At 69.0% G+C, this 12,520-nt stretch carries 9 protein-coding genes; 5 read left to right on the plus strand and 4 right to left on the minus strand.

All coding sequences use genetic code 11. The features are described from left to right. On the plus strand, nucleotides 1–355 hold a 355-nt coding region (locus tag N1F91_RS30075; protein ID WP_289997563.1), incomplete at its 5' end, for a transposase. 235 nt (nucleotides 356–590) lie between these two features. On the opposite strand, the gene N1F91_RS30080 is transcribed toward N1F91_RS30075, so the two are convergent. After that, nucleotides 591–1,796, minus strand: a complete 1,206-nt coding sequence (locus N1F91_RS30080) for an FAD-dependent oxidoreductase (RefSeq protein WP_289997564.1) — start codon at nucleotides 1,794–1,796, stop codon at nucleotides 591–593. Between the two features lie 19 nt (nucleotides 1,797–1,815). Further along, nucleotides 1,816–2,061 carry a zinc-finger domain-containing protein gene (locus N1F91_RS30085; protein ID WP_289997566.1) on the minus strand — a complete coding sequence of 82 codons (246 nt, stop codon included), beginning with the start codon at nucleotides 2,059–2,061 and terminating at the stop codon, nucleotides 1,816–1,818. Nucleotides 2,062–2,255: 194 nt separating this feature from the next. Between N1F91_RS30085 and N1F91_RS30090 the strand changes: the two genes are divergently transcribed. After that, a complete protein-coding gene (locus N1F91_RS30090) occupies nucleotides 2,256–4,466 on the plus strand; it encodes an RNA degradosome polyphosphate kinase (protein WP_289997577.1) in 2,211 nt (736 codons plus the stop codon). Then, the gene (gene ppx, locus N1F91_RS30095) at nucleotides 4,463–5,977 is read left to right on the plus strand and encodes an exopolyphosphatase (RefSeq protein ID WP_289997567.1); all 1,515 of its coding nucleotides are present in this window, start codon (nucleotides 4,463–4,465) and stop codon (nucleotides 5,975–5,977) included. Before N1F91_RS30090 ends, ppx begins: the two co-directional genes overlap by 4 nt. Before the next feature lie 39 nt (nucleotides 5,978–6,016). Here ppx and rnd read toward each other — a convergent pair whose 3' ends face one another. Further along, entirely contained in the window at nucleotides 6,017–7,168 is a 1,152-nt protein-coding gene (gene rnd, locus N1F91_RS30100; protein ID WP_289997569.1) for a ribonuclease D, read from the minus strand. 504 nt (nucleotides 7,169–7,672) lie between these two features. On the opposite strand from rnd, the gene N1F91_RS30105 reads away from it, so the two are divergent. Together N1F91_RS30105 and N1F91_RS30110 are read left to right on the plus strand one after the other, a co-directional pair. Next, complete coding sequence (locus tag N1F91_RS30105; RefSeq protein WP_289997571.1) at nucleotides 7,673–8,905, plus strand: glycoside hydrolase family 68 protein; 1,233 nt, start codon at nucleotides 7,673–7,675, stop codon at nucleotides 8,903–8,905. Then, entirely contained in the window at nucleotides 8,898–10,976 is a 2,079-nt protein-coding gene (locus N1F91_RS30110) for a LamG-like jellyroll fold domain-containing protein (RefSeq protein ID WP_289997573.1), read from the plus strand. The genes N1F91_RS30105 and N1F91_RS30110 overlap by 8 nt, the downstream gene beginning before the upstream one ends. Before the next feature lie 7 nt (nucleotides 10,977–10,983). On the opposite strand, the gene N1F91_RS30115 is transcribed toward N1F91_RS30110, so the two are convergent. Further along, on the minus strand, nucleotides 10,984–12,255 hold the full coding sequence (locus N1F91_RS30115) for an MFS transporter (RefSeq protein ID WP_289997575.1): 1,272 nt from the start codon (nucleotides 12,253–12,255) through the stop codon (nucleotides 10,984–10,986). Between the last annotated feature and the right edge of the window lie 265 nt (nucleotides 12,256–12,520).

The raw sequence follows: 12,520 nt of genomic DNA on the forward strand, positions 1-12,520 counted from the left end.
CCTCGCCACGCTGCTTGCAGAAGCCTTCGATGCCCTGCAGCGACGCGACTACGCCGCCTTGCGCAGTCTGACAGGAGTGGCGCCGGTCACCAAGCGGTCGGGCAAGAGTTGCATCGTCGTCAGACGACAGGCCTGCCACGACCGGCTCGCCAACGCCGTGTACCATTGGGCGCGCGCCGCCATCCAGCACGACCTCAGCAGCCGTTCGAAGTACGCCGCCCTTCGGAGCCGAGGTCACAGCCACGGCCGCGCCCTGCGCTCCGTCGCCGACCGCCTCCTCAACGTCGCTTGTGCCATGCTGAAAACCGGAACCACCTTCGACCCGTCCCTGGCGACCCAGAAAACCTCTTGCTAAACGGTGGGGAGTCCCCCCCACTGCGTGGGGTTGGAGGATGGGCGGCAGCGTTGCCGGCGGCTTATCCTCCAACCCCACGAAGTGGGGGGAGGTGGCGTCGCGAAGCGACGACGGAGGGGGGGGTGTGGAGACGTAGGGGGGAGTGGCGTCTGTGGCGCGCGGCGACGGACGGGGGAGCGGCGAGCGGGGGAGCGGTGAGCGGGGGTGCGGGGAGAGGCGGGCGTCAGTCGGCTGGTCAGGCGCTCCGCCAGCCGTAGAGCCAGTCGAAGTCGCCGAGCGTGCGCTCGGGGCTGCGCAGGCGCAGGACGATGTCGCGGCCGAGCGCGATCGGGCCGGAAGCGTGCCAGACGAAGCGGTTGAAGGCGCCGCGGCGGACCACGCGCTTGACCCGGGGCTTGCGCTCGCGCTCGTAGCGCGCGAGCCCGGCCGGAAAGTCGTCGCGGTTGCGGTGCAGCGCCTCGGCCAGCACGTCGGCATCCTCGATCGCCATCGCGGCGCCCTGCGCGGCAAACGGCGTCGTCGCATGGGCGGCGTCGCCGATCAGCGCGATGCCGCGCGCGCTCGTCCACGGACCGTCCGGATCGACCGTGTGGAGCGGCCAGCGCGTCCAGGGTCCGGCGTCCCCGACCAGCCGCGCGAGCGCGGGCGCGCGGGAAAGCGCGGCGGCGAGTTCGTCCTTCGACGCGGGAACCGACCAGGACTGCGAAAGCGCGGCACCGCGGGTCACGGCGACCAGGTTGACGGCCTGCCCGGCCCGGATCGGATAGGACACGAGATGGAAGCGCGGGTGCAGGAACGCCGTCACGACGGCGCCCGACAGAACCGGGTCCTGCCGCTCGGCGGCGGAGCCGCGCTGCAGGGTCGTGCGCCAGGCGGTCAGGCCGCTGAAGGCGCTGCGCTGCTTGCCTTCGGTGCCGCGCATGGTCGACCATACGCCGTCGGCGGCGATCACCAGGTCGCCCGCGGCCTCGATGACGGCGCCGGCATGATCGACCGACAGCGTCACGCCGCGCGCGTGATAGGCGGCATCGCGCACGGTGGCGCCGGTGAGGAGCCGGATCGACGGCTCGCGCTGCACGCGCGCCACGAGCGCGTTCTGCAGGTCGGCGCGGTGCACCGTGAGGTAGGGAGCACCCCAGCGCGCCACCGCCGCGGCACCGAGCGGCACGCGGGCGATCTCGCGCAGCGAGCGGGCCCGCCGCAGCACGATCGCCTCGGGCTGCACGGAGGCCGCGCGCAGACGCTCGACGACGCCCAGCCGGTCGAGGATGCGGGTCGCGTTCGGGGAAAGCTGCAGGCCCGCGCCCACCTCCTCGAGCGTACGGGCGCGCTCGAGGACGCTCACGGCAAAGCCGCGTTCGGCCAGCGCCAGCGCCACAGTGAGGCCGGCGATGCCGGCACCCACGACGAGGATCGGTCGGTCGGGCGAAAGGGTCTTCACGCGGGAAGCCCGCGCGGGGTCACGCAGCGCGCGTCAGGTAGACGCAGCCGGCGGGGCGGGTTTCGGACGACTTCAGCGCGGCATCGTAGCGGTAGAGCGTCGAGCAGTAGGGGCAGACCTTCTCGACGTCGTCGCCCATGTCGAGGAAGACGTGCGGGTGGTCGAACGGCTCGGTGGCGCCGACGCACATGAACTCCTTCACCCCGATCGTCACGACCGGATGTCCGGCATCGTTCTGGAAATGGGGGATCGTGTGTCCGGCCATCGTCATCTCCTGGAATGCATCGTGCTGGGTGGTGACGCCCGGCACGCATCTGTATCATAATCGGTTTGTTTGCAAGCCTGTGATATCAGGGCGTCATGCGGTCCGGCTATCGAATCGCGACCCCCGCGGGAGCCGCCGCCGATGCATGATGATGCCGCCGGCGCATGAAGATGAAGAGCGAGAACGTGACCGACATGGACAGTCCAGCCGCCGAGCGCAGCGAATTCCAGAAGGACCTGCCGCCGGCGCAGGACCTGGCCGACGGCAGCCCGGACCGCTTCGTCAACCGCGAGTTCTCGTGGCTGCAGTTCAACCGCCGCGTGCTGGAGGAATCGCAGAACCCGAACCACCCGTTGCTGGAACGCGTCCGCTTCCTGTCGATCTCGGCCGCCAATCTCGACGAGTTCTTCATGGTCCGCGTGGCGGGCCTCGCCGGCCAGGTTCGCGAGAACATCGCCACGCTCAGCGCCGACGGCCGCACGCCCGAGCAGCAGCTGGAACAGCTGCTGCTGAAGGTGGCCCGGCTCCAGGCCGACCAGCAGGAGTGTTTCTCGGCCCTGCTGACCCTGCTCGAGCCGGAAGGCATCCAGCTGGTCCGGCCGGACGGGCTGACGCCGGCCGAGAAGCGCTGGCTGGAGCAGCATTTCGACGAGGAGATCTATCCCGTCATGACGCCGCTCTCGATCGACCCGGCGCATCCCTTTCCCTTCATCCCCAATCTCGGCTTCTCGATCGCGCTCGACCTGCGCAACCTGCGCGACGGCTACCGCATGACCGCGCTGCTGCGCCTGCCGGTGGCGCTGAGGCGCTTCATCCGGCTGCCCGACGGCGAGCGGGCCGTGCGCTTCATCGCGCTGGAGGATGCCGTCGGCCTGTTCGTCGACAAGCTCTTTCCCGGCCATGAGGTCATGGGCATGGGCACGTTCCGGCTCATCCGCGACAGCGACATCGAGGTGGAGGAAGAGGCCGAGGATCTCGTCCGCTTCTTCGAGACGGCGCTGAAGCGCCGCCGCCGCGGCTCGGTGATCCGCATCGAGTTCGACCGCGACATTCCCGAGGCGCTGCGAAGCTTCGTCGCCACCGAACTCGGCGTGGCATCGTCGCGGATCAGCCTGCTCAACAAGCCGCTGGCGCTGAACCAGATCTCGGAGATCGTCAGCGTCCAGCGCGACGACCTGAAGTTCAAGCCCTACAATCCGCGTTTCCCCGAGCGCATCCGCGAGCATGGCGGCGACTGCTTCGCCTCGATCCGCGAGAAGGACATCCTCGTCCATCACCCCTACGAATCCTTCGACGTGGTGGTGCAGTTCCTGCGCCAGGCGGCCGCCGATCCCGAGGTGGTGGCCATCAAGCAGACGCTCTACCGCACCTCCAACGACAGCCCGATCGTGCGCGCCCTGGTGGACGCTGCCGAAAGCGGCAAGTCGGTCACCGCGCTGGTGGAGCTCAAGGCGCGCTTCGACGAGGAGGCCAACATCCGCTGGGCGCGCGACCTGGAGCGCGCCGGCGTGCAGGTGGTGTTCGGTTTCCTGGAGCTGAAGACGCATGCCAAGCTGTCGCTGGTGGTGCGCCGCGAGGAGGCGAAGCTGCGCAGCTACGTCCATGTCGGCACCGGCAACTACCATCCGATCACCGCGCGCATCTATACCGACCTGTCCTATTTCACCGTCGATCCGGCGATCGCGCAGGACGTCGCCCGCATCTTCAACTTCATCACCGGCTATGCGGAGCCCGCCGAGGAGATGCGCATCGCGGTCTCGCCCTTCACGCTGCGCCAGCGCATCCTCAAGCACATCACCGACGAGATGGCGCATGCGAAGGCGGGGCGGCCAGGGCAGATCTGGATGAAGATGAACTCGCTGGTCGACCCGCAGGTCATCGACGCGCTCTACGAGGCGGGGCGGGCGGGGGTGGAGATCGATCTCGTCATCCGCGGCATCTGCTGCCTGCGGCCGCAGGTGCCGGGCCTGTCCGACAACATCCGCGTCAAGTCGATCATCGGCCGGTTCCTGGAGCACAGCCGCATCTTCTGCTTCGGCAACGGCCACGGCCTGCCGTCGGACGAGGCGCTGGTCTACATCGGCTCGGCCGACATGATGCCGCGCAACCTCGATCGCCGGGTCGAGACGCTGGTGCCGCTGGTGAACCGCACTGTGCATGAGCAGGTGCTGGGCCAGATCATGATCGGAAACATCATGGACAACCAGCAAAGTTTCGAAGTACTGCCCGACGGCACGTCCCGCCGGATGGTTCCGGAGGAGGGCGAGGAACCATTCAATGCGCAGGAGTATTTCATGACGAATCCCAGCCTGTCGGGCCGCGGAATGGCTCTGAAATCCAATGCGCCGAAACGCATCGTGCGGCAGGCGCGCCGCAAGAAGGGCAAGGCGAACACCGCCGCATGATCGCAAATTCCCAGGGGCGCCTGCAGAACCGCCAACCCATCTCCATCATCGACATCGGCTCGAACTCGGTTCGCCTGGTCGTCTACGAAGGAATCGCGCGCGCGCCGACGGTGCTGTTCAACGAGAAGATGCTGGCGGGCCTGGGCAAGGGCCTGGTCTCGACCGGGCGGCTCGACGCCGACGCGGTGCGCCGGTCGATGGAGGAGTTCCGCCGCTTCCGCGCGCTGTCGGAGCAGGCGGGATCGACCGAGCTGCACGTCATCGCCACCGCGGCGGCGCGCGAGGCCGACAACGGCGCCGACTTCATCCAGCGCGCCGAGGAGGTGCTGGGCACCGAGGTGCGGGTGCTGTCGGGGCGCGAGGAGGCCTATTACTCGGCGCTCGGCGTCATCTCCGGCTTCCATCCCGCCGACGGCATCGTCGGCGACCTCGGCGGCGGCAGCCTGGAACTGGTCGACGTGCGCGGCGAGGCGATCGGCGACGGCATCACGCTGCCGCTGGGCGGGCTGCGGCTGCAGGACATGTCGAAGGGCTCGATCCTGGCTGCCGGGCGCATCGCGAGGAGCGAACTTGCCCGCGCCGACCTCCTGAAGCAGGGCGAGGGCCGCGACTTCTACTGCGTCGGCGGCACGTGGCGAAACCTCGCGCGGCTGCACATGCATGCCACCGGCTACCCGCTGCACGTCATGCACCACTACCAGATGGACGTGGCGGCTTCCGCGACCTTCCTGAAGCGCGTCGCGCGTGGCGACATCGACAAGATGAAGGGCATCGAGCGCGTCTCCAAGAACCGGCGCGGCCTGCTGGCCTACGGCGCGACCGTGCTCAACCACATCATCACGGTGATGAAGCCGAAGAGCATCGTCATCTCGGCGCTCGGCGTGCGGGAGGGATATCTCTATTCGCTGCTGCCGGACGACGAGAAATCGACCGACCCGCTGATTTCCTCGTCCGAGGAACTGGCGCTGCTGCGCGCCCGCTCGGTCCGCCACGCGCACGAGCTGGCCGAGTGGACGGACGCGGCCTTTGCCGCCTTCGGCGTCGACGAAACCGAGGACGAGGCGCGCTACCGGCGCGCGGCGTGTCTGCTCGCCGACATCGGCTGGCGCGCCCATCCCGATTATCGCGGCACGCAGTCGCTCAACATCATCGCCCACGGCGCCTTCATCGGCGTCGACCATCCGGGCCGGGCCTATATCGCGCTGGCCAACCTGTTCCGGCACGAGGGCCTGTTCGACGATGCCGCCGCACTGCAGATTCGGGCGCTGGCCACGCCGCGCTATCTGGAGCGCGCGCGGCTCCTCGGCGCCATCCTGCGGGTCGTCTACCTGTTTTCGGCGTCGATGCCGGGCGTCATCCCGCAACTGCGCTGGGAGGAGAACGACCGCGGCGGGCTGACGCTGGTGATCCCGGCCTCGCATGCGGCCCTGCTCGGCGAGCGGCCGGAAGGGCGCCTGCAGCAGCTCGGGCGCATCACCGGAAAGCTGCTCGACATGCGCGCCGAACAGTAGGGCAGGGCGCGGCGCGGCCGTGCGGACCGCGCTGCGGCCTCAGATCTCGAACACCGAGACCTTGCGCTCGTCGAACTTGAGGGCGAGCCGGCCCTCGACGAGCATCAGCGCCTTTTCGCCGAACACCTCGCGCCGCCAGCCCTGCAGGGCCGGCACGGCGGCCTTCTCGCCCTCGGCAGCGATGCGCTCGATGTCGTCGCTGGAGGCCAGCATCTTGGCCGCGACGTTCTGTTCGTCCGACACCAGCTTCAGAAGCACCTTGAGGAGTTCGGCCGCCGCGGCGGAGCCTTCCGGCGAATGCAGCTGCTGGGGGAGGCGAGGCATCTGGTCCTTGGGGATGGCGAGCGCGGCGTTGACGGCGGCGATGAGGCCCGTCGCCTGGCCCGAGCGCTCCCAACCTTTCGGGATGGTGCGCAGGCGGGCGAGTGCGGCGGCATCGCGCGGCTGCTGCTGGGCGACCTCGTAGATCGCGTCGTCCTTGATGACCCGCCCGCGCGGCACGTTGCGCTCGCGCGCCTCGAACTCGCGCCAGGTCGCCACCGCCTGCAGCACCGCCAGTTCCTGCGGCTTGCGCATGCGCATCTTCAGGCGCTTCCAGGCGTCTTCCGGATGCGGATCGTAGGTGCGCCGCGCGGTGAGGATCTCCATCTCCTCGGTCAGCCAGTCGGCCCGGCCTTCCGTGTCGATCTGCGCCTTCAGCTTCTCGTAGACCTCGATCAGGTGGGTGACGTCGGCGAGCGCATAGGTCAGCTGCTTGTCGGTGAGCGGCCGCTGGCGCCAGTCGGTGAAGCGCGACGACTTGTCGATCTGGCCGCCGCTGAGCCGCTGCACCAGCTGCTCGTAGGAGACGCTGTCGCCGAAGCCGCAGACCATGGCCGCCACCTGCGTGTCGAACACCGGGTGGGGGATCAACTGGCCGCGGTTGAAGATGATCTCGATGTCCTGCCGCGCGGCATGGAAGACCTTGGTCACCGTCTCGTTGGCCATCAGTTCGAAGAACGGGCCGAGATCCATGCCCGGCGCCAGCGGATCGACCAGCGCCGTCACGCCCGGTGCCGCCATCTGGATCAGGCAGAGCTCCGGCCAGAACGTCGTCTCGCGGATGAACTCCGTATCGACGGTGACGAACCCGGATTTCGATAGCTCGGAAACGACGGAGGCCAGCTCGTCGGAGGTCGTGATCAGATGCATCCGATTCCTTTACGGGATTCGCATCGCGGAGTCTTCAGGACTGTCGGGGCATGTCTCGGCCGCTGCTGCCTGCTTCCGCCCCCTGTCATCCCCGTGTTTTACCAGCCGGGCGAAGACGGGGCAGGCGCGCGGCAGGCTTTTGTAGCGGCCGCGGCGTTCGGCCGGAACGCCGCTGCGCCCGCAAAGTGACGCTACGGCAATTTTTTTCGGAACACATCGCCGCCGATGCTGTTGGTGCTCCAACGCAGGTAGAAGATCCGCCTGTTCACCCAGCAAAGGATATCCGAAATGGCGCGTAGCCGATCAGCATTGCTTGCCGCCGCGGGACTTCTTCTCGCGCAGACCGCTCATGCAACCTCCATCGCGGAGCCCCGGCCCTTCGCGGATCTGCGGCTGGCACAAGCATCGGCTCCTTCCGGCGCGACGGCGCCGGCCGCAGGCGACGGCGGGCAGGACGCAAGCGCTCCGGCTGCCGCCCCGCTCGCACAGGCTGACCAGAGCGGCATGGCGACGCCCGACGCGTTCCGCTTCGCCGGATCGGCCGTGTCGCTCTGGACCAGGCAGATGGCCGAAGCGATCCATCAGGACGTCCACGTGACGATGCCGCTGATGATCCACCCGCGTGAGGATTTCGACGAGGGCATCTATGTCTGGGACGCCTGGCCGATCCGCAATCCGGACGGCGCGGTGGCCGAGTTCGACGGCTGGGTGGTGATGGTCGCACTGAGCGCGCCGTGGAGCGAGGTTCGCGAGACGGGGAACGCCTTCTACACGCTGTCGGAGCTTCGCTACTGGTACACCCGCGACGGCGACTGGCGGCCGGGCGGCACGATCTTCTCGCGCCAGGACGGCCTCGGGTCGCGCCAGTGGGCGGGCTCGGCCGTGCACGATCCCGACAGCGGCCGGGTCACCTTTTTCTATACCGCGGTCGGCGATCCCGACGCGCCCGACCTCGAGGCCGACACGCCGCCTCGCCCGGTTTCGATCTTCAACGAGGCGATCGGCAGGCCTTCCACCGTGCAGCGCCTGGCCTCGGCGACGGCGACGATTGCGGTCACCGACGACGGTGTGGCCTTCGACGATGTCGGCGACCACCGCATCATCGGCGAGGCGGACGGCTTCTGGTACGACACCTACGACACCTACCTCGCGTCCGAAGCCGTTTACGGCTTCCGGGATCCGGAATACTGGCGCAACCCGTTGAGCGGCGAGGAGCATATTCTCTTTACCGCCAACGCCGCGGGCCACCCGGGTCCCTACAATGGCGCGGTCGGCATCATGACCCGTGATGAGGATGGCGACTGGGAACTGGAGCCGCCGATCCTGATCGCCGCCGACGTGAACTCGCAGCTCGAGCGGCCGCATGTGGTGATGCGGGAGAGCGGGCTCTACATGTTCTTCTCCACCCATGACTTCACCTTCGCGCGCGACCTCGCGGCGCCGCGTGGGCTCTACGGCTTCCACGCCGAGTCCGGCGACATCCGCGGCCTGATGAAGCCGCTCAACGGGCATGGCCTTGTTGCCGCCAACCCGCGCACGGCGCCCGAGCAGGTGTACTCGTACCTGGTGCTGCCCGACGGGCAGGTGATGAGCTACCTCAACGTCTTGTGGGGCTTTGGCCAGCGGCCGGAATACGAGGACCGCGAGATGTTCGGCGCGCCGGCGCCGATGTTCCGGATCGGGTTCGACGGCAACACCGCGACCGTCGTCGGGATCGGCAGCGGTGCGGGTGACTGAACGCCCGCCGCATCTTCTCGCGGCTGCCCTTTGCGCGGCGGTTCTCTGGTCCTGCGCGGCCCGTGCCGATGTGCTGGAGCGGCGGGACGATGCCTTCGCAATCGGCGATCTGGAGCTGTCCACGCCCTACGCGATGCGCCCGCTCGTGGCGCAGCCGGGGCTGGACCGGGGCTTCCGCTTCGACGGCAGTTCAAACTGGCTGGAGGCGCCGGACGGCGTCCGGCTCGATCCCGCCAGCGGCGTCGCCGTGGGCGCCTGGGTGGCGATGGCGTCGCCGCCGGGCGATACGGCAGCGGTCGTCTACCACGGCGCGGAAGGGCTCCTGCTCGGCGTCAACCGCTGGCGCCAGCCCGTCATCCGGTTCGGAAACCTGCGCGCCGCCTCCGACGAAATCCTGCCGGTCGGCCGCTGGGTCCATCTTGCCGGCGACCATGACGGCACCACCCTGCGCCTGCGGGTCGACGGCGCGGTGGTCGCCGAGGTGGCCGGCGCTCCGCCGGCTCCCTATGACGGGCTCTTCGCGATCGGCCGCGCGCTCGACGCGGGGTTCCAGCAGGGCACCCATCCGCTCGGCGCGATCAACGGCGTGATGGCGGACGTGACCTTCCGGCGCTCGGCCGACCCGGTGGAGCCGGAGGGCAGGCCGCCCGTCGAGCCCGACTTCGCGGCCCCGAAGGTGTGGTACGAGGACGACCCCGACCGCCCCCGCCTCCTGCCGCTCGGCGCCACGGGCTGGGCCAACGAACCGCATGCACTGACCTTCCGCGACGGCCTGTGGCATCTCTACTACCAGGCCAATCCGAACGGTGCCTACTGGCGCGACATCGTCTGGGGCCACCTGGTGTCGAAGGATCTGGTCGACTGGGAGCGGCGGCGGCCGGCGTTGATGCCGGGCACGGGCTTCGACCGGCGCGGGGTATGGGTCGGCAACTGGATTCCCGGACGTGAGCCGCCGGCCGTCGTCTACACCGGCGTCAACGGCCAATGGGCGGGGATCGGCCTGGCCGAAGCCGGTGACGACGGCAGTCTTCGCCTCGTGAGGGTCCTCGACCACGATACGCCGCGCGAATACCAGGACATGCGCGATCCCTGGGTGGTCCGCACCGAGGACGGCTTGCTGATGCTGATCGGGGCGGGACGGCGCGAGGGCAGCGGAGCCTTCGTCTACAGCTACCGGTCGGCGGACGGCGAGACGTGGGAGCGCAGCGGACGGTTCGATACGGGAGCGGCGAGGATGCCGGGCCAGTACTGGGAACTCCCCATGCTGCTGCAGATCGAGGGGCGCTGGGTGCTGATGGGCACGCCGGTGTTCGAGGACGCGCCCGCCCGCACCCTCTACTGGGTGGGCGCCTTCGACGGCACCCGCTTCACTCCGGACGATCCCGAACCGAAACAGCTCGACGTGCTCGCCACCTACCGGGCGCCCACCATCGCGGAAGGTCCGGACGGGCAAGCCGTGGCCATCGGCATCGTGGCCGACGAGATCCGCGACGAGCAGGAGCGCCACGAGGCTGGCTGGGTCCATGCCCTTTCACCGCCGACCAGGATCGGCTTCTGCGCGGGCGATGCCGCCACCCTGTGCCACGCCTTCGAGCCGGCCTTCGCCGCCGCGTTCGACCGCCCGATCGACACCGGCGGGTCTGCCGCGCCGATCGAACTGGAGACCGGTGGCACGCCCGTCATGCTTCGTGCCCGCCTCGCGGCGGCAGATGGCGGCCTGCTGCGTGTGGGCCTGCGGGTCGACGAGGACGGCGAGCCGGCTGCCGAACTCACGATCGATGCGCGGACAGGGGAGGTGAGGCTCGACTACAGCACTGGCCCCATCCGTCCGATCGGACGGGAGGCCGTCATCGAAGGCACCGTCCCGCCGGCTTCGGCGATCGACCTCGAGCTCATGATCGACGGCGCGGTGGTGTTCGGCACCATCAACGGCCGGGCCGTCGCCATGCTGGTCTTTGCCGGCACGCAGGACCGCGATGCGCTGCTGCTGTCGCCTGAAGGGAGCGAAGGCAGCCTCGAATACGAGCTCTCCGGTCTCGACGAGGCGCGGGCGGCCGACCTGCCCCGCTGACCGCGGCTCAGTCCGGAGGCGCGGCCGGCCCCTTGTCTGCGCCGCGATCCGCGCCCCTGTCTCCGCCGCGCTTCGCCAGCCGGGCGAAGATGGTGGAGGTGCGCAGCAGGGCGGTGAAGCGGCCGCGGCGTTCGGCCGGAACACCCTCGCGCGCGCCCATGCGGTAGAGGATGAAGCCGATGAAGACGGCGTAGACCACGGCGGTGAAGACGAACAGGAAGTTCGGCCCGAAGAGCTGCATGACGCTGGAGGCCGTGAACGGGCCGCCGATCGCACCGAAGGAATAGAACAGCATCAGCGCCGCGTTCACCTGCACGAACTCGCCCTTGCCTGCGCGGTCGTTGGCATGCGCCGCCGACAGCGAGAACAGCGGCATGGCGAAGGAGCCGAAGACGAAGACGAGGATGAAGTTGGTCGCGGGATGGGTGCCGCCGGCCAGCGCCAGCGCCAGTGCCGCCGCCAGCGCGCACGAGGTGGTCATCAGGAGCACCAGGCGCCGGTCCCAGCGGTCCGACAGGGTGCCGAGCGGATACTGCATGATGGCGCCGCCGATGATGCCCACGCTGACGAAGACGACGACGTCGGCCACCGACATGCCGATCGCCTCCGCATAGACCGGCGACAGCGTGCGGAACGCGCTGTTGGTGACGCCGATGGCGATGCAGCCGATGGCGCCGAGCGGCGAGATCCGCCAGACACGCGCGAGATCGAGCTTCACGTCCTCGGGCGGCGCCGGGTTCGACCGGTCGCCGAGCGAGACCGGCACCAGCGACAGCGTGATCATGATCGACATGACGGCGAAGATCGCGAAGCCGTCGGCGCCGATCGCCGGGATCAGGAACTGCGCGCCGGTGACCGAGCCGATGTCGATGATGCGGTAGAGCGCGAGCACGCGGGCGCGGCTGTCGTTGGACGCGCCGGAATTCAGCCAGGCCTCGATGATGGTGAACAGGCCGGCGAAGCAGAAGCCCGAGACGAAGCGGATCGCCGACCAGACCACGGGGTCAATCATCAGCACCATGAGCAGCGTGCCGGCCGACGCGATGGCGGCGAGTGCGGAGAAGGCCCGCACGTGCCCCACCGCCTTCATCATGCGCGAGATCGCCAGGCAGCCGACGAGGAAGCCGCAGAAATAGGCCGTGCCCATCAGCCCGATGGTCGACGGCGCGAACCCCTCCTGCGCGCCGCGCAGCGCGATCAGCGTGCCCTGCAACCCGTTGCCGCCGAGCAGGATGCCGGCGGCGAGGAGGAGCGGAATCAGCGGCCGGATGGAGGACATGGCGGGGAATATGGTCCGGGAAACGGCGGAATGATGGACCACCCGCGCCGGACCCGGTTGTGCCAATGAGACCTATTCGGTTGAAAGAACGGCGGATGAGCAGGGAGGCGGAGGGGGCGGCGCAGATAGGACCGGCCTCGGCGAAACGGTCCTCATCAAGTCAGTTGCGCTTCGAGTTGTGCGAGCCTTGCGTTTGCGATGACGACGATCTTTCGCATGACGGCTGTGAGTGCGAGGCGCTTCGGTTTTCCGGCCTCGACGAGGC

This window comes from Aquibium sp. ELW1220 (assembly GCF_030398385.1).
Classification (GTDB): Bacteria; Pseudomonadota; Alphaproteobacteria; order Rhizobiales; family Rhizobiaceae; genus Aquibium.